Genomic DNA, 16,360 nt, shown 5'->3' on the forward strand with positions numbered 1-16,360 from the left:
GCGAGGTGGCAGCGCGCTGCAGTTCCCGCCCGCTTGAGGAGACCGGCTGATGATCGGGGCGGTGCCGACCGTGCGGATGACCTATGCCATGTCGTCTGCGGTCGAACAGAAGCTGCGGGAAGGCGGCGCGCTGCTCCGCCGCGCGGCGCGCCTGTTCGCGCTCGTGTCGGCGGCCTCCGTTGTCGTCGTGGGGGTCGGCATCGGTCTTGCGGCGCGCAATGCCGGCGCGGGGCTCCTTGCCGGCGGCGTGGCAGCCGCCCTGATCGCGCTGCCCATCGCTCTTGTTGTCCTGCGGGCACGCCAGCGGTTCGTCACCGAGCGTGCGGCTCTGCGCCGGGGCGAAGTCGCCGTCGACCGCCGCGCGGTGGTTGCGCTTCGTCAGCGGAAGGACCGCCTGCATCAGGATGAATTTTGGGTCGTGGCGGAGGGCAGCCCGCCGCTTCGCTTCGAGGTGGGCTCGCGAGAGGCGCTCGACGCCTGGCGCGTCGGAGAGTATTCAACGTTTGTCCATCTCCCGGGAAGCCGCTGGCTCCTTGTCGCTCTCGATGATGCAGGGCGGGTGATCTATCACGCTGATCAGTACGACCCCGCGGCGGACCCGCGCTGGGCCGACTGGCTCGAGTGGCGCCGGGCAGCGCGCTAGGCTAGGCAGTCGCTTGCGGCGCCGGCCGCTCGCCGCGCAGCCGGCGGAAGAAGCGCGGAATGTCGCCCTCTTCCCACGTCACCAGCAGCTGCGCGGCGTTGAAGATCGAGCTGTAGGTGCCGGAGATAATGCCGATCATCAAGGCGAGCACAAATGTGCGCGTCGGCGTGCCGCCGAAGAGATACAGCGCGAGCAAGGTCAGGATAACCGTCACCGACGTGTTGATCGAGCGCCCGATCGTTTGCATGATGGAGTGATTGACGACCGCCGGGAAGTTCGCGGTGCCGTGCCGCTTCAAGTTCTCGCGAATGCGGTCGAAGACGACGATGGTGTCGTGCACGGAGAAGCCGATCACCGTCAGCATCGCCGTGATGAACATCGAGTCGACTTCTACGCCGGCGACCTTGCCGAGGATCGAGAAGATACCGAGCACAACGAGCACGTCATGTACCATCGCGATAATGGCGCAGCTGCCGTAGCGGAAAGGATGGGAGACTTGGCGGAAAGCGAAGGCGATGTAGAGCAGGATGGCGACCGAGGCCGCCGCGACGGCGATTGCGGCGTTGCGAACCGTTTCGGCCGCGATTGTCGGCGAGACGGAGTTGTAGTCCAGCAGCCGAACCGGGCCGAACCGCTCAGTCATCCCGCTTAACAGCCGTTCGCGGTCGCTTTGCTGGACGAGAGCGCCGGCCTCATCGCGCACTTCGTCCCGCAAGGTTCGCGTCCGGATGAGATACTGGTCGCCGCCGCTGCGCTGGATGATCGCTTCGGGAAATCCTTGCTGCGCCATGAAGGCGCGGAGTTCATCTTGAGGAACAGATTGGGAGAACTGCACCGTGAAGGTGGTTCCCGAGGTGAACTCAATGCCGGGAACGAGCGCCGGGGGAATGAGGAGCGAGATCGCGCCGGGGATGATGAACAGCAGCGACAGCAGGTAATACCAGTTCCGCTTGGAGACAAAGTCAAGCACGCGCCATCCCTCCGACTGAGCGGAGTCTACTCGACCAGCGTCGTCCCGCACCAACCGGCGCGCGGCGACGAGCGGGCGGTCCCGCTTCACCGTCGCTCGTCGTCGGCACTCCGGCAGAGAGAGCGGGGGACAGGGACGGCGCGCGGTTGCGGAGCTCCCAGTGTGCTCCAAAAACGTTGCCGTTCTTCATCCGGTGATGAATAATGCACCAAGTGTTGAGCAAGCTCTTGCGGGAAGGGGAACAGCAGATGCGCAGACCGATTGTTCGGGCACTCCTCGGCGTAGCGGTGCTCACAGCGGCTTGCGCGCCGGCGCAGCAGCCATCGCCGGGCGCGCCGGGCCAGCCACAGGAGCGGATGGCAGCTCAGCAGGTGCTTCGCTTCGGCCGGCCGGGGTTCCCGACGAGTGCCAGCCCGGAAAGCTCCTCCGCCAACAACCAGATCTTCAGCAATCAGTTCGATACGCTCACCACCCTCGGCAAAGGGTTCCAACTGCAGCCCGCGGTTGCTGAGCGGTGGGAGTTCCTGCCGAACGATCAAGGGTGGCGGTTCTTCCTCCGCAAAGACATGACCTTTTCGAATGGGGACAAGCTGACGTCAGCGGATGTCGATTTCACGGCGAAGCTCCTGCTGGAAGTGTCGCCGCCGCTGCCTCAGCGCGGCCTGCTGCCGAAGCTTGCCGGCAGCCGCATCGTTGATGAGTACACGATCGACCTGTTGACTGCCGGCCGCGACAGCTCGCTCCTCTACGGCACGCCGTATTTCTACGTCCTGCCGAAGCGCTACTACGAGAGCGTCGGGAGGAATGAGTTCGCCATCAAGCCGATCGGGTCCGGGCCGTATGAACTCGTCGAGTTCAGAAGCGCCGACATCTTCCGCTACCGGCTGCGGCCGAACTATACCCATCCGTATCGAAAACCGATCGCGACCGAAGTGATCTGGCGCGCCATCCCTGAGCCCACGGCGCTGATGAACGGCCTGCGGCTCGGCGAGATCGATATCGTCTGGACAGGCCCGTCGCCCGACCAGGCGGAAACCGCGAAGCGCGAAGGCAACCAAGTGATCGTCGCCGACTTGGCCAGTTCGCTGATCGCGATCGACAAGGCCGCCAATGAACGGGTGAATTCCCCGCTGCTCGATCGGCGCGTCCGTCTTGCGCTCAATTACGCTATCGACCGCGAGGCGCTGGCGAAGAACCTCTACAAGGGCTATGCCCAGCCCCTCAACCAGATCGCGATCCCCGGCACGCCCGCCTTCAACAAGGACATCCCGCCTTTCCGCTATGACCCGGCAGAGGCGAGGCGGCTGCTGGCCGAGGCTGGCTATCCGAACGGCTTCCGGATCCAAAACCCTATCGACTATACCGGCGCGGGGGTCGTCGACTCGCTCTTCCTCGCCGTCCAAGACTACTGGCGCCAAATCGGGGTCGAAGTCGGTCTCCAGCGCCATGAATTGGGGATCTGGGTCGACAAATTCTACGCCCGCAACAACCAGGTGCGGAACGAACTGATCTCGTCGGGCGGGTCCGATGCCCTGGGCATCCTGCTCTTCTTCCGGCAGTTTGTCACCTGCAACAACCCGCCCGAGCGCATCATCTGGTGCGTCCCCGAGTTCGACCGGCTGATGGACCTCGCCTACGCCGAGCCGGACACTGCTAAGCGCGAGCAGCTGATCCGCGAGGCGGTCAAGGCGCACCAAGCGGAGATCACCTATATCTACATGCTGGCAACGCCGCAGTTCTTCATCGCGAGCCCGAAGGTGCGGGGCTTTGAGATTGACGCCGCCGTCTTCTGGAACAGCGACAAGGTGTACAAGATCGAGTAAGCGCCGCTGTGCGCCCCGAGAGAACACCGCGCCCCCGGCCTCGCCGGTCGGGGGCGTTTTCGCGGGAGAGCGGCGCGCCGGTGCGCGAACGTTACCGCGCGGGGCGCCGCGGCGGGAGCTTGGTATGGCCGCGCTTGGCCGGACGTCGTGGCCGCAGCGGAGGACGGCGGCTGGCGACCCCGCCGAGCGACGGATGGTCAGCGTCATACACGTAGCCGACCGATGGGAGGGCGGCGATCGCCGCGACGCTGGCGGCGGCGACCCGGCCGGTCCATAGCCCGCCAGCGCTGGAAGAAGGGGAGAGGCCGAACCTGGCGAGGACGGCCGTGTCATGGTCGGTCGGCGCGGCAAGGAGCTGGACGGCGACCGTCACCTCGCCCTCATGGCGATCGCGGAGCGCAGGATCCACCTTCCACGCGGCGCTCATCGTTCCTCCTCCTGCTGGCACAGCATCGCCGCCGCAGCGCGCTGCGCCAGCCCATCGACCGGGGCCCCGCGGCGAGGTCGCTTCCGACCGTCCGGCATCGCTCCTGAAGGATCACGGGTACAGCCCTCGAGCGGCATAGGTCTCGGCGACGCGGTGCACCGCCAGCATCGAGGCGGCGAGCCGAAGCGAGATCCGCTCGTGAGCGGCGAGAGCGACGACCGCGTCGAAGGCACGCGTCAACAGCCGCTCGAGGCGGCTGTTGACTTCGGCTTCCTCCCAGAAATATTCCTGCAGATCTTGCACCCACTCGAAGTAGCTGACAGTGACGCCGCCCGCATTGGCGAGGATGTCCGGAACAACGGTCACGCCGTTTGACTCGAGGATGGCGTCGGCGTCCGGGGTGGTGGGACCGTTGGCGCCTTCAACGATCAGCTTCGCGCGGACGTGCGGAGCGTTCGCAGCGGTGATCTGGTGCTGAACAGCCGCCGGCACGAGGATGTCGACGGGGAGCTCGAGCAGTTCGGCGTTGGTGATCCGTTCGCCGAAGCCGTCGACCGTGCCGGTGACTTGGTGGTAGCGGCGCAGCCGCTCGTAGTCGAGCCCTGCCGGGTCGTACGCTCCTCCATTCACATCTGAGACGGCGACCACCCTTGCGCCGAGCTGGCTCAGCAGCTTGACAACGCCCCCGCCGACATTGCCGAAGCCTTGAACCGCGACCGTAGCGCCCGCGAGGTCGAAGTTCAGGTGGCGCGCCGCCGCTGCGGCGATGATGACGATCCCGCGCGCGGTCGCCTCGGCGCGTCCTTCTGAGCCGCCGATGGCGACCGGTTTTCCGGTCACCACCGCAGGGACCGCGTAGCCGATGTGCTGGCTGATTGTGTCCATGATCCAGCCCATCTCGCGCGGGCCGGTTCCAAGGTCGGGGGCGGGGATATCTTTGTCTGCCCCGATAATGATCGAAATCTCGGTGGCGTAGCGGCGAGTGAGCCGCTCGAGCTCGCCGGGCGACAGCACCCTCGGGTCGCAGACGACGCCGCCCTTCGCGCCGCCGAAGGGAAGCCCAATCAGCGCCGTCTTCCAGGTCATCCACATCGCGAGCGCCCGGACTTCGTTGAGGTCGACCGTCGGGGCATAACGGATGCCGCCTTTGGCGGGACCCCGAGCAACGCTATGCTGAACGCGATACCCCGTGAAGACGCGCACTTTGCCGTTGTCCATCTTGACCGGGAAGTTGACGATCAGTTCGCGCTTCGGCGCCCGGAGGACGACGCGCAGGGTATCGTCGAGATTGAGCCGGTCGGCCGCGGCATCAAACTGAGCGAGTGCCATCTCCCAGAGATTGGGCCCAGGAGCATTCGCCGCCGGCGCGACAGACACCATCTCGACCTCCTTCTCGGGCCGCCGATTCTATCAGCCGTGAAGAGACAATGAGGGGGCGGCCCGATCTCCTTGAAGCCGTCTCCAGACGCTCCTACTGTAGAGCGTCGGCGGCCGGGTGCTGGCTCTGCATTCGGCTGGACCACCGTTGCGGATGGAGAGGACGATGGCGGTCCTTACCCGAGACACGACTGCGGTCCAGGCGCCGGAGTTTGCTGCGGTTGGCGCGATCCTCCCAGACGGCGTGGCGGTCCGTCAGGTCGCTGGCCGCCGAGCATCGGACGGCAAGCGCGTCATCGAGACGATCTATGTCCTGCTCGGGGGACCGAAGCATGCTGAGGCCGGGATCGCGATGGAGCCGATCCTCGAGGAGTTCGCGGCAGCGTACCGAACGGTCAGCGCGCGCCTCGTGGACGGAATCCAAAGCGCGAGCCGGCGCATCGCGAGCGAGAACCAGCGCAGTCTTGCCCGCGAGCGCTTTCGGCTCGATTTAGCGCTCGTTGTGATCCGGGGGGCGGAAGCGCTGTTCTCCCTCGCTGGTGCCGCCCATGCCTACGTCGTGCGCGGGGGACAGCTGTTTGAGGTCGGCGCTGGCGATGCCGGTCCGGCGCTTGGCGAAGAGGACCCACCGATCCCGATTGTCATTCGGGCGCGTCTCGAGCAGGATGACATCATTCTTCTCGCCAGCGGCGAGATCATCGCGTATGCCGATGCCGACCGGATCGCGGCGTGGTTCAGAGCGGGGGTTCGGAAGGGCGCGCGGTGGCTCGATGCCGCCATCGGCAATCAGATCGGAGTTGCGGTCTTTGAGCCGGGCGGCGCGCCGGAGGAACAGCGCGGGCGGATCTCCTCCTCCCCTGTTGCCGAGACACTGCGCGCGCTGCCGATCGAGGGCGTAGTCGCGGGGGCGGGCGGCGCGGCGGCCGCTCTTGTCCGCGGCGTCGCGCCGGCAGTGCGGCTGTTCGTCCCCGCGGGCGATGAACCGCGTCGTGCCGTCGGCGCGGAGCGAGACGAAGCGTCTCCTTCCGCGCCGGGAGAACCGCGCCCTCACCCGCAGCGGCGCGCTGCGGGCGGCTGGCGGCGTTTTCTCGCTGGCGCTCTTGCCGCGGTCATCGTAGTCGCTGCTCTGGGGCTGACGCTGCCGACGATGGTCACGAAAGATCGCGGCGAAGCAGCCTATGTCAACGCGATGACCGAAGCAGAGCGCTCCTACCGGGCCGCGCTGACATCGACTGACCAAGGGTTTGCGCGAACTCGTCTTCGCGAGGCGGAATTTGCAGTAGGGCGGGCGCTCGATGCGCGCAGAGACGACCCCGCCGCCCTCAAGCTCCAGGAGGCGGTCAAAGCGGAGATCCAGAAGCTCGACCGGGTCGTGCGCGTGGGGGGGGTGCAGCAGGTCATCGACCTTGCTGCCGCGGGAGCGCGCGATCCCAGCGGCCTCGTTGTGGAAGGAGGAACGACCGCCTACGTGCTGGACCCTAGTCCGTGGGGGGTCCGGAAGATCGCGCTGGAGCCGAACAAGCCGAAGGAGCCTCAGATCGTCGCCGTCCGAGGCACGCAGACCGACGGCGTCGCCGTCGGCGACCCGATGGCGATCGCGTGGCTTTACCCGGTGGATGCTCGCTCTCGCGTCGGGGTGATCGTGCTCGACCGCGACCGCCGTTTGTTCTACCAGCCGGCGAACCGGCCGCTTGTCGAGCTTGCGGTCCGAGGCGCCAGCGCATGGCAAAGCGTCCAAGCGATCCGCGGCTATGTCGGCAATCTGTATATCCTCGACCCGAAAGCGAACCAGGTGTGGCGCTACCTGCCGAACTGGAGCGGATACGACACTGAAATGCGGGGCATTCTCGAGGGCGCCCAGATCGCCGATGCCCGCGACTTCTCGATCGACGGCAACATCTATGTGCTGACCGAGAGCGGTAAGGTGTGGAAATTTGTCGACGGCATCGGCACCGAATTTGATCTCCGCTCGCTCGATAAACCGCTCAACAAGCCGACGGCGATCGTGACCGGAGCGACTGCCCGGGGCGTCTACGTCGCCGATCCCGCCAATCACCGCATCGTCGTGTTCGACAAAGAAGGCCGCCTGCAGCGCCAGCTCGTCTCCGAAACCTTCAGCGGCATGACTGCGCTCGCGGTCGATGAGGCGCTCGGCAAGTTCTGGTTCATCGCGGGGAAAAAGCTGTTCTGGGCGCCGTTGCCGAAATAGGGCGCTTGTCCCCCCTGCCGGGCGCCCCGGCCGGCTTGGCGCTCGCCGCGTTCGCGCCCGCTGGGGAGGCGGCGGTCCCGCTCGAGGAGGATCCGCTCGGCAGGGGAGGTCGGCGCAATGTTCTCGTGAGCGGCGAGTGCGCGTCTGAGAGGCGACTTGTCGTCATCACCGCGCCGATGGCGCAGGCGCGCCCATCGCTTCCCAGAACAGTTCGGCGATGCGGCGGTGGCCTGCATCGCTGGGATGAAAGCCGTCGGCGGAGACATAGTCGGGGGAGAAGGCGAGGTCGCGCCACGCCCGGGCGAGGTCGACCACGACCGCGCCGTTCGCGGCTGCCACCCGAGCGATGACGCCATTCCATTCCTCGACGCGCCTCGCCAGCTGCTGCTGGTCGCGTCCCGCGAGCGCGGGAAGCGCACCGAGATGCGGGATGGTCGCGATGAAGACCTGCGCGCGGGTTCCCTCGCTTAAAGAGCGGAGCAGGAAATCGAGGTCTCGCTCATAGGCGGAGAGCGGCGTGCCGGCGAGGAAATCGTTGACGGCGAGCCAAATAAGGACATAATCGGGAGAGGCGGCAAGGGCGACAGGAAGCTGGGAGACGATCGCGTCAGCAATCCGAGCGCCAGGCTGCCCCAGATTGCGCAGTTGCGTGCCGGCGGGCATCTGCTGGTGCACTTGCGGCACCCAGCCCGTCCGCGCTGGGTCGGAGGCGCCGATGCCAACGGCGTCCGAGGCGCCGATCGCGACGAGGACGAGGGGGCGAGGCGCAGCGGGAGGGACATCCTGCCTGCCGCAGCTGGCGAGGGCGGTCACGGTAGCGAGGAGAAAGAGGGACCAACGCGCGCCGATCATGGAAGGACCACGGCGTCCGCTCTAGGCGGGGAGCTCGACCGGGCTTGGCTGCTTAGCCGGTCAGGACACTCAATGACGTGCGCTGTCCTAGCCGCAGATGCGCGATCATCTCGTCCCGCACCTGCTCGGGCGTTCCTTCGCGCAGCACGTCGATCAGGCGCTGGTGCGCGTTGAGAAATTCATCCCAGCCGTTGATGCCCGCGCGGCGGGCCACGCGGTAGGTGAACCCAAGCTCCATGAAGGGGCCGAGCATCTGAACCAGCCGAGGATTGTCGCCGGCGTTGTAGATCAGTTGATGGAAGCGAACGTGCTGGCTGACGATGCGCACCGGCTCATTGGTCTTGACCGACTCGCGCATCGCTTCCAGCGCCTCCTCAAGCTGGGTAAAGCCGGTCTTGCGGAGATTGTCGATCGCTTTCACCGCTGCCGGCACCTCGAGAAATTCGCGAATCTCGTAGATTTGCCGGATGTCGCTCTCGGTGAAAGAGGCGACGCGAAAGCCGCGGTGAGCGAGCGATTCGACGAAGCCGTCGCGTTCGAGCTTATGAAGCGCCTCCCGAAGCGGGATACGGCTGACGCCGAGCTCGCTGGCGAGCCGCTCTTCGACGATTTTCATCCCAGGCGGAAGACGCTCCTCGATGATGGCGTTGCGCAGGGTGGTGTAGATCTCCTCGCTCAGGAGTCGAGGACGAACAGCTAAGCCAGTCAGTCCAGTCAGGAGCCGCCTCCTTATGGTCACAAGTATTCGGGTTACCATTCCACTGTATACTTTTGGCAACTGTCAGTCAAGGGGCTGCCATCGTTCTCACGTGCATTCTGGATTTCCTCTTCCCGCGCCGCTGCCTCGGCTGCGGCGTCGAAGGACGGTATCTCTGCCGCCGCTGCCACCCGATGGCCGTTCCTCGCTGTCCTCGCTGCGGCGCGACGGCTGGCTGCAGCTGCTGGGTGGGCTCGCCGCTTGACGCGGTTGCGTCGCTCGGCGCCTATCATGGTCTGCTTGCGCTGGCGATCCGGACGATGAAATATCGCGGCGTCGCCGACATTGCCCGCGAGCTTGGAGAGGCGCTCGGTTCTGCCGTCGCAGCGGGGGAGGTGCTGGTGCCGGTGCCGCTGCACCCGCAGCGTGAGCGCGAACGGGGCTATAACCCTGCCGCTCTGCTCGCGCGCGCGGCGGCGCATCGCCGGGGGAAGGTCGCCCGGTGCCTGAAGCGGGTGCGGGCTACCCCGACCCAAGTTGGGCTCGATGCTGCGGCGCGCCGGCGCAATGTTGCCGGCGCCTTTGCCCTTGCCGGCTCGCTGCCGCCCGCCCTCGTTTTGATCGACGACGTGATAACGACCGGGGCCACCCTTGAAGAGTGTGCGCGGGCGGCGCGCGCGGCTGGCGTTCGCGCTGTGCGCGCCCTCGTCGTTGCCCACGCCCAGCTTGACAAAGACCGTTGACGACAGGCCGGCACAGCCAGCTGGGCGGAGCGTGCGGGCGACGGGAAGGCGCGCCGCGAACCGGATGGACTGCAAGCGGGAGCGGCGTGCGAGGGCGGGAAAGCGGCGCTCGCTAGATCGCTTGAACGAGCGAGGAATACATGCTGCCGATCCGCGGGCCGACCAGAACGAGCACCGCGATCACTACGACGGCAACGAGGAAGATGATGAGGGCATATTCGATCATCCCTTGCCCTGACTGGCCGTCATCGTGCATCTCGAGCTCCTCCTCGCGGGACGCTAATCGACCTTGATCCACCCGCGGCGCAGCGCAAAGACGACCGCCGCAGTCCGGTCATTGACGGCGAGCTTACGCAAGATCGACGTGATGTGGTTCTTCACGGTCTGATCGCTGATTTTGAGCGCGCGGGCGATCTCCTTGTTCGAGTTACCGCGCGCAATATAGTCGAGGATCTCGATCTCGCGATTGGAGAGCGGCGCAAAGAGCGGCTCGATCTCCTTCTCTACCATGTTCAATTCGCGGAACTCGCGCAGGACGCGCGAGGCGACTTGGGGACGAGTGAGCACGGTCTCGTTGATGAGGTATTCGCCGCTGGCGACCCGGCGGATGCCCGCGATCAGTTCCTCAGCGGAGGTCTCCTTGCCGAAGAAGGCGGAAGCGCCGGCGCGGATCGCTTGGAAGAGCATCTCTTCGTCGTCGCCGGCGCCAGAGAGCAGAACAAAGGCGGTGCTGCGCGCCGCCATCCGCATCTTCCGCGTCAGCTCGAGCCCGTCGATCCCCGGTAACCGCACATCGGCGATCACCACGTCTGGCTGCAGCCAGTCGACGAGTTCAAGCGCTTGGGGTCCTTCGCCGCATTCGCCCACGATCTCGAAGTCGGGCTCGTCGGAGAGGATGGTCCGCAGCCCCTGGCGGAAGATCGCTTGCGGGTCGACCAACAGTACCCGAATCTTCTCCACGCACCCCTCCGGTCGCCGGACCCTGCTCGCTGCGCGAGCCCCGGCGTCCCTACTCGCATTCTACCACAGCGGCGGTCTGGTCGCCTGCTCCTCTCTCCGGTCAGTTAGCGGGGGCGATCTCCGCAGGATCGACCAGCGTCGCGGCGCGCACCGCACTGTCGCGCAGCCGCCGCGCGAAGGCGTTGCCATAAAAGAGGAGATAGTCCTCCAGGCGGCTTGACCAGTAGGCGCCGTCATGCCCGCCCGGCTGCGGCCGCCACTGATGCGCGATCCCTCGCTCAAGCAACGTCTGATGCAGCTGCTCCGCTCGCGCTCGCCAGGGGTCGCTATCGCCCGTGTCGATCCAGATATCAAGGTCGAGGCGCGCAACCTGCTTGGCGAGGGACATCGGGTCGCGGCGCTCGAAATCAGGGCCCCGGCCGAAGAAGGGGAATGCTTCACGCTCTGTGCGCAAGCCGGGACTGTGGGCGCCGACGGTTGCGAAGAGATGGGGATTGTTCCACGCTAACTGCAGCGCCCCGTGTCCGCCGGCCGAGATCCCGCCGATCGCGCGAAGCTCGCGGCTGCCCGCGATCGGTTCACTCGCTTCCACCAGGGGGATAAACTCAGTGATGAGGTAGTCGCGCCAGCGTGGGCCATCGGGGCGGTGGTTCATCCAGTACCCATCTTCGCCGCTTGGCATCACGATCACCATCGGCGGGATGACCCGCTGCGCGATCAGCCGGTCCGCTTCTTGGACGATCCCAATCGCGGGCCACTGCGAACAGTCGGCGCCGAGGCCATGCAGCAGGTAGAGCACGGGATAGCGCTGGTCGCCGCGCTCAGCCCCAGCTGGCCGGTAGACGAGATACGGCAACTCGCGGCTGAGGATACGGCTCGCAATCGTGCGCTGGACGACGGTCCCTTGAGACGCGGTCGGGGATGAGGCCGCGCTGGACTCGCTTCGGGAGAGCGCAGGTGGCTGCGAGAAAGTGGCGCCGCCGACCCCGGCAAGGGGGCGTACGCTGAAGAGCACGCCTAGACCGCTGCTGCACCCGCCAACCAGCAGCGCTGCAAGGAGGAGCCGCTTCATGGGAGCAGAGCCTTGCCTCGACCGGTGATTTCGTGGAGGCGCCCCGCGGACCGCTCTCCGGTCACGCACATTTCATACTATAGTGTGTCAGCCCTGCCAAAAGCGAGCGGCGGCTAAGGGTAAGAGGCGCTCACGCCGGTCCCAGCTGGCGCTGGACAGCGCAGCGGGTTTCGATACGATTCGCTCGGGAGTGCGCACGATGACCATGAGCGTTCAGGAGGCAATCCGCGCTCGGCGAACGATCAAAGAGTACCGGCCGGACCCGGTGCCCCGGCAGCTTATCGAGACCGTGCTCCAGGCGGCCGCTTGGGCGCCGAATCACCACCTCACGCAGCCGTGGCGCTTCATTGTGCTCGAAGGCGCTGCCCGCATTCCGCTCGCAGAATTGCGCCGCGCTCTTAAGCGCCGCGAACTGCGCGAAAAAGGGGCGCCGCCCGACCAAGTCGAAGCCGAGGCCGCGGAATCTGGCGCGAAGCTGCTGCGGGCGCCCGTGCTGATCGTGGTTGCCTGCCAGCAAATCGGCGACACGGTCCGCCGCGAGGAGGACTACTCGGCAACAGCCGCCGCTATTCAGAATATGCTGCTCGCCGCAACCGAGCTGGGGCTCGGCACATTCTGGACTAGCGGCCCGCTCGCTCTCGCCCCCGAGACCAACGCCCTGTTCGACCTCGACCCGAGCGACCGGATTGTCGGGATCATCCATCTCGGCTTTCCAGCCGAAACGCCGGCGCCCACCCATCGCCCTCCTCCCCCAACCCGCTGGATTGCTCCCCACGAGGTGCCGAAGCTCGTCGGACGGATCGAACGGCTCGTCAATGGCGGAGTGGGGTAGCCAGTCGCCTCCTCCGCTGCGGCAGGACCGACAGCGTCCTGAAGCGATTGCGTGCTGGTGCCATCTTCGCTACGATTGACTAGAACGAACGTTCCGAGCGATGCTCCAGTCAGGGTGAGGCGATGACGGAGCAGCGGATCGTCGGGGTCGACCCCGGGCTCGGCACGACCGGCTACGGGGTGATCGCTGTCCGCGGCGCAACCATCGAACTGGTTGAGGGGGGGACGATCCGCCCAGCCAACCGGCGCGCGCCGATTGAACAGCGGCTTGCGACGATCTTCGGCGATATCAGCGCGCTGCTGCGCGAGATGCAGCCGGTGGTCGTCGCGATCGAGGACGTATATACGCGGTATGAGCGGCCGCGGACGGCGATCCTGATGGGGCATGCGCGTGGCGTTATCGCCCTCGCTGCTGGTCTTGCCAATATTCCCGTCGAGGCCTACACCGCCTCGCAGGTGAAGCGGGCGCTCACTGGCGAGGGGCGCGCGAGCAAGGGCCAAGTTCAGCGGGCCGTGGCCGAGGTGCTGGGGCTCCCCCGCGTTCCTGAGCCTCCTGATGTCGCTGATGCGCTTGCTCTCGCGCTCACGTGCGCGAACGCGAGGCGAGGATGATTGCGTACTTGGAAGGGTTGCTCGTCGAGGTCCATTCAGACCGGATCATTGTCGATGTCGGCGGAGTCGGCTACGAGGTCATCGTGCCGTACTTCGTCAAGCGCAGCTTCGACCAGAAATTGGCGCAGTCGAACGGCGCGCCGCCAAAGGTGAAAGTGGTTACGCTCTACCGGGTCTCCCCCCAAAATCCGAAGCCGGAGCTGATCGGATTTGAAACGGTCGACGAGCGCATTTTCTTCGAGAAGCTGCTGACCGTCTCGGGGATCGGCGCGGCAAAAGCGGCCAAGGCGCTGGTGTATTCTGTCTCGACCATTGCGCGCTTCATCGAAGAGAACGATGTCGAGCAATTAGCGCGGCTGCCCGGCTTTGGGCGGCGCACGGCGGAGAAGGTGATCGCCGAGCTGCGGGGGAAAGTGTTGAAGGAGGCGCTGCTCGCGGACGAGCGCTTTGCGGACCTCCCCTCGCTTGACCAAGAGATCGACAAAGAAGCGCTCGAAGTGCTGCGCCGTCTTGGCTTCACGCAGGTCGAGGCAAAAGCAGCGATCCAAGCGGCGCGCAAGCGGAGCGGGCCGATTGAATCGGCCGAAGAGCTCGTCCAAGCAGCGCTGCGGGCGCAGGCACAGGGCTAGCGGAAAGGAGGGGGCGATGGCACGGGAGAAGGTCGTCAAACGAGGAACGCCTCCTAACGAGGACGCGCCGACACCGCTTTCTCTCGCCGAGGAACCGGCAATCAAGTCGCTCCGGCCGCGGCGGCTGGCCGAATATATCGGCCAAACGCACGTCGTCGCCAACTTGCGCGTTGCGCTGCAGGCGGCCAAGCAGCGCGGGGAGCCACTCGACCATGTGCTCCTTCACGGTCCGCCGGGGCTCGGCAAAACAACGCTCTCGCACATCATCGCTGCCGAGATGGAGACGACGATGATCGCCACCTCGGGGCCGATGTTGGAAAAACCGAAGGATCTACTGGGCATTCTGACCAATCTCGAAACAGGCCAAGTGCTCTTTATCGACGAGATCCATCGGATTCCTCATGTCGTGGAGGAGTTTCTCTACGCGGCGATGGAGGATTTTCAGGTCGATTTCGTCCTCGACCGAGGGGCGTTTGCGCGGACGATCAAGATCCCCATCAAGCCTTTCACCCTGGTTGGCGCGACAACGCGAGCTGGGCTGCTGACAGCGCCGCTTCGCGACCGCTTCGGCATCTTTCTGCACCTCGATTTCTATACTCCTGAGGAACTGGCGGAGGTGGTTTCCCGCTCGGCGGATATCCTCGGGATCCCGATCGAGCCGGAGGGCGCGGCCGAGATCGCGCGCCGGTCCCGCGGGACCCCGCGCATCGCGAACCGGCTGCTCCGGCGCGTGCGCGACTACGCGCAGGTCCATGGGGAAGGGGTGATCACGCGCGAGATCGCGCAGCTCGCTCTTGAACGGGAGGGGATCGACGAGCGCGGTCTCGATGCGCTCGACCGCCGCTACCTCTGGACGATCAGCGAACTGTACGCCGGGGGGCCGGTTGGCATCGAGGCGCTCGCCGCAACGCTGAACGAGGAGCCTGACACCCTGGAGGAGGTAGTCGAGCCCTACCTGCTGAAGCAGGGCTATGTCATTCGCACCGCTTCCGGCCGAAAGACACCGTCTTCCCGTCCCGACCAGCCCCCTCTTTTCTCGCTCGACTAGCGCCTCGCTCGCCGTAAGCGGAGGGCAGGACGCCTTCTCGTTGGCGTGGCCCCTCGCGCACGCCCTTGGTCTGAGGGAGCGTCAGCAGGGCAGCGGTCTCTTCCCGCGATGGCGGGGCGCTGCCCCACGCTTCCTCATGGGCGCGCCTCTCGCCCGGCGGGAAGCTGCTCGAGCGGGCGTCTCCCGAACGCGATCGCTGCGCAGCTCGAGCGAACGCCCGAACCCGAGCCGGCAGCCGACCCCTAGCCTGCGAGATGGCCGCCGGCAGCAGCGGACCCCGCAGAGCGCGCAGCCGCGCCACTCATTTGCTATAGTCAGCACTGACATATTTGGGGAGGACAGCCGCCATGATGGCTCCACACAAGACGTGGGACAAGGCGCATCTCGACAGAATCCAGGCGATCCTCGATCGAACGGCCAAGAACGCTCGCCCGGAGGCGGCACGGATCTTCGCGCGTGACGACTGGAGGTTCAACGCCGAGCAGTTTATGGAGTTCTGGCAGAACACCCACTGGTGCACGGTTGCCTCAGTGGGGCCGAATGGCCAGCCCCACCTGGCGGTTATCCATTCCTACTTTCAGCCGGATGGGCGGCTGACAATGCGGATGTTCACCAACTCCCTGCGCGCGAAGGATTTGCAGACCAACAACCGGGTTGCTCTCAACAAGAACGCTGACGGCGCGGTAGCGACGGTCTACGGCCGGGCACGCATTGTGCCCGGAAGCGAAGCCGTTCGGCAGGGGGCGGAGAGCGTTGAGGTCGAGATCGACATCACGAGCATTTATGCCATGAAACCGAAGCGAGACTAGCGAGGGAGCAATGACTGCGGAGACCATTGCTCGCGACCCGGCGTTTGTCCAGCGCATTCAGGAATTGCTCGACCGGTCGGCGGCAACGGCCACCCCCGAAGTGGGACGCACGTTTGCCCGTCCGGACTGGCGGCTTGATGCGCAGACGTTCCTTGACCTCTGGCATCAGCAGCGCGCCTGCACGGTCGCGTCGGTTGGTCCGAAAGGCCAGCCGCATCTAGCGATGGTGCATGCCGACTTTCAGCCCGACGGGCGGCTGACGATGCGCATGTTCACCAACTCGGTGCGTGCCAAGGATCTCCGGACGAATAACCGGGTCGCCCTGCAGAAACATCTTGACGGCGCGGTAATGACGATCTACGGCCGCGCCCGCCCCGTGCCTGGGACGGAGGCGAGCCGAAACGGGATTGAGAGCATCGAAGTCGAGATCGAGCCGACGCGGATCTATGCCATGAAACCGCAGGGCGGGCGATAGCAGCGTCGGCGGCCGTTCCCGCTTGCGCGGCGGAGCGAGAGGTTTCGCCCAACGGTTGTGCGGCGCCGTCCGGACCAGGGAGCAGACGTTCCGCGGAATGGCGGCCGCCGCGCCTCGGGGGCCGACGTCGAGGGAGTGAGCAGCTAGGTCCTTCCTCCGCGCGCGGGTCGGCGTCGGCGGCCG

Annotated in this window: 18 protein-coding genes; 10 read left to right on the forward strand and 8 right to left on the reverse strand. The window is 66.0% G+C overall.

From position 1 onward, the window contains the following. Positions 1 to 49: 49 nt before the first annotated feature. Positions 50 to 643, forward strand: a complete 594-nt coding sequence (locus NZ773_06530; GenBank protein ID MCS6801582.1) for a hypothetical protein — start codon at positions 50 to 52, stop codon at positions 641 to 643. A gap of 1 nt (position 644) precedes the next feature. On the opposite strand, the gene secF is transcribed toward NZ773_06530, so the two are convergent. After that, entirely contained in the window at positions 645 to 1,613 is a 969-nt protein-coding gene (gene secF, locus NZ773_06535) for a protein translocase subunit SecF (GenBank protein MCS6801583.1), read from the reverse strand. 356 nt (positions 1,614 to 1,969) lie between these two features. On the opposite strand from secF, the gene NZ773_06540 reads away from it, so the two are divergent. Further along, a complete protein-coding gene (locus NZ773_06540; protein ID MCS6801584.1) occupies positions 1,970 to 3,436 on the forward strand; it encodes an ABC transporter substrate-binding protein in 1,467 nt (488 codons plus the stop codon). Between the two features lie 91 nt (positions 3,437 to 3,527). Here the strand turns inward: NZ773_06540 and NZ773_06545 are convergent, their stop codons facing one another. Both NZ773_06545 and NZ773_06550 read right to left on the reverse strand, forming a co-directional pair. Further along, a complete protein-coding gene (locus NZ773_06545; protein ID MCS6801585.1) occupies positions 3,528 to 3,863 on the reverse strand; it encodes a hypothetical protein in 336 nt (111 codons plus the stop codon). Between the two features lie 111 nt (positions 3,864 to 3,974). Continuing rightward, on the reverse strand, positions 3,975 to 5,243 hold the full coding sequence (locus NZ773_06550) for a Glu/Leu/Phe/Val dehydrogenase (GenBank protein MCS6801586.1): 1,269 nt from the start codon (positions 5,241 to 5,243) through the stop codon (positions 3,975 to 3,977). Between the two features lie 163 nt (positions 5,244 to 5,406). Here NZ773_06550 and NZ773_06555 point away from each other — a divergent pair, with 163 nt between their 5' ends. After that, complete coding sequence (locus tag NZ773_06555; protein MCS6801587.1) at positions 5,407 to 7,449, forward strand: hypothetical protein; 2,043 nt, start codon at positions 5,407 to 5,409, stop codon at positions 7,447 to 7,449. Positions 7,450 to 7,614: 165 nt separating this feature from the next. Here the strand turns inward: NZ773_06555 and NZ773_06560 are convergent, their stop codons facing one another. Both NZ773_06560 and NZ773_06565 read right to left on the reverse strand, forming a co-directional pair. Next, positions 7,615 to 8,301: a GDSL-type esterase/lipase family protein gene (locus NZ773_06560; GenBank protein MCS6801588.1), complete on the reverse strand. Its 687-nt coding sequence runs from the start codon at positions 8,299 to 8,301 to the stop codon at positions 7,615 to 7,617. A 52-nt stretch (positions 8,302 to 8,353) separates the two neighbouring features. Further along, entirely contained in the window at positions 8,354 to 9,058 is a 705-nt protein-coding gene (locus NZ773_06565; protein MCS6801589.1) for a GntR family transcriptional regulator, read from the reverse strand. A 14-nt stretch (positions 9,059 to 9,072) separates the two neighbouring features. Between NZ773_06565 and NZ773_06570 the strand changes: the two genes are divergently transcribed. Beyond that, positions 9,073 to 9,741, forward strand: coding sequence for a ComF family protein (locus tag NZ773_06570; GenBank protein MCS6801590.1), 669 nt, complete (start codon positions 9,073 to 9,075; stop codon positions 9,739 to 9,741). Between the two features lie 112 nt (positions 9,742 to 9,853). On the opposite strand, the gene NZ773_06575 is transcribed toward NZ773_06570, so the two are convergent. From NZ773_06575 to NZ773_06585, 3 genes are all read right to left on the reverse strand, one after another. Next, positions 9,854 to 9,997, reverse strand: a complete 144-nt coding sequence (locus NZ773_06575) for a pilus assembly protein (protein MCS6801591.1) — start codon at positions 9,995 to 9,997, stop codon at positions 9,854 to 9,856. Positions 9,998 to 10,020: 23 nt separating this feature from the next. Then, complete coding sequence (locus tag NZ773_06580; GenBank protein ID MCS6801592.1) at positions 10,021 to 10,701, reverse strand: response regulator transcription factor; 681 nt, start codon at positions 10,699 to 10,701, stop codon at positions 10,021 to 10,023. A gap of 100 nt (positions 10,702 to 10,801) precedes the next feature. After that, complete coding sequence (locus NZ773_06585; protein MCS6801593.1) at positions 10,802 to 11,773, reverse strand: esterase family protein; 972 nt, start codon at positions 11,771 to 11,773, stop codon at positions 10,802 to 10,804. A gap of 199 nt (positions 11,774 to 11,972) precedes the next feature. Between NZ773_06585 and NZ773_06590 the strand changes: the two genes are divergently transcribed. The 6 genes from NZ773_06590 (at position 11,973) to NZ773_06615 (ending at position 16,177) form a co-directional block, all read left to right on the forward strand. Next, positions 11,973 to 12,605, forward strand: a complete 633-nt coding sequence (locus tag NZ773_06590) for a nitroreductase (protein ID MCS6801594.1) — start codon at positions 11,973 to 11,975, stop codon at positions 12,603 to 12,605. A 122-nt stretch (positions 12,606 to 12,727) separates the two neighbouring features. Then, a complete protein-coding gene (ruvC, locus tag NZ773_06595; protein ID MCS6801595.1) occupies positions 12,728 to 13,216 on the forward strand; it encodes a crossover junction endodeoxyribonuclease RuvC in 489 nt (162 codons plus the stop codon). Next, complete coding sequence (locus tag NZ773_06600; GenBank protein ID MCS6801596.1) at positions 13,213 to 13,845, forward strand: Holliday junction branch migration protein RuvA; 633 nt, start codon at positions 13,213 to 13,215, stop codon at positions 13,843 to 13,845. The genes ruvC and NZ773_06600 overlap by 4 nt, the downstream gene beginning before the upstream one ends. Before the next feature lie 16 nt (positions 13,846 to 13,861). After that, entirely contained in the window at positions 13,862 to 14,893 is a 1,032-nt protein-coding gene (ruvB, locus tag NZ773_06605) for a Holliday junction branch migration DNA helicase RuvB (protein MCS6801597.1), read from the forward strand. 347 nt (positions 14,894 to 15,240) lie between these two features. Next, the gene (locus NZ773_06610; GenBank protein MCS6801598.1) at positions 15,241 to 15,702 is read left to right on the forward strand and encodes a pyridoxamine 5'-phosphate oxidase family protein; all 462 of its coding nucleotides are present in this window, start codon (positions 15,241 to 15,243) and stop codon (positions 15,700 to 15,702) included. A gap of 10 nt (positions 15,703 to 15,712) precedes the next feature. Next, complete coding sequence (locus NZ773_06615; GenBank protein MCS6801599.1) at positions 15,713 to 16,177, forward strand: pyridoxamine 5'-phosphate oxidase family protein; 465 nt, start codon at positions 15,713 to 15,715, stop codon at positions 16,175 to 16,177. Positions 16,178 to 16,360: the final 183 nt, after the last annotated feature.

It is taken from the genome of Dehalococcoidia bacterium (assembly GCA_025054935.1).
In the GTDB taxonomy this organism is placed as follows: Bacteria; Chloroflexota; Dehalococcoidia; order SpSt-223; family SpSt-223; genus JANWZD01.

Bases quoted from the DNA above. Each gene is read 5' to 3' on its own strand.
- NZ773_06540 (MCS6801584.1), top strand. From the start codon at position 1,970: ATGGCAGCTCAGCAGGTGCTTCGCTTCGGCCGGCCGGGGTTCCCGACG.
- ruvB (MCS6801597.1), top strand. From the start codon at position 13,862: ATGGCACGGGAGAAGGTCGTCAAACGAGGAACGCCTCCTAACGAGGAC.
- NZ773_06555 (MCS6801587.1), top strand. From the start codon at position 5,407: ATGGCGGTCCTTACCCGAGACACGACTGCGGTCCAGGCGCCGGAGTTT.
- NZ773_06530 (MCS6801582.1), top strand. From the start codon at position 50: ATGATCGGGGCGGTGCCGACCGTGCGGATGACCTATGCCATGTCGTCT.
- NZ773_06600 (MCS6801596.1), top strand. From the start codon at position 13,213: ATGATTGCGTACTTGGAAGGGTTGCTCGTCGAGGTCCATTCAGACCGG.
- NZ773_06585 (MCS6801593.1), bottom strand. From the start codon at position 11,773: ATGAAGCGGCTCCTCCTTGCAGCGCTGCTGGTTGGCGGGTGCAGCAGC.
- NZ773_06610 (MCS6801598.1), top strand. From the start codon at position 15,241: ATGATGGCTCCACACAAGACGTGGGACAAGGCGCATCTCGACAGAATC.
- NZ773_06575 (MCS6801591.1), bottom strand. From the start codon at position 9,997: ATGCACGATGACGGCCAGTCAGGGCAAGGGATGATCGAATATGCCCTC.
- NZ773_06545 (MCS6801585.1), bottom strand. From the start codon at position 3,863: ATGAGCGCCGCGTGGAAGGTGGATCCTGCGCTCCGCGATCGCCATGAG.
- NZ773_06560 (MCS6801588.1), bottom strand. From the start codon at position 8,301: ATGATCGGCGCGCGTTGGTCCCTCTTTCTCCTCGCTACCGTGACCGCC.
- NZ773_06565 (MCS6801589.1), bottom strand. From the start codon at position 9,058: ATGGTAACCCGAATACTTGTGACCATAAGGAGGCGGCTCCTGACTGGA.
- NZ773_06590 (MCS6801594.1), top strand. From the start codon at position 11,973: ATGACCATGAGCGTTCAGGAGGCAATCCGCGCTCGGCGAACGATCAAA.
- NZ773_06550 (MCS6801586.1), bottom strand. From the start codon at position 5,243: ATGGTGTCTGTCGCGCCGGCGGCGAATGCTCCTGGGCCCAATCTCTGG.
- ruvC (MCS6801595.1), top strand. From the start codon at position 12,728: ATGACGGAGCAGCGGATCGTCGGGGTCGACCCCGGGCTCGGCACGACC.
- NZ773_06615 (MCS6801599.1), top strand. From the start codon at position 15,713: ATGACTGCGGAGACCATTGCTCGCGACCCGGCGTTTGTCCAGCGCATT.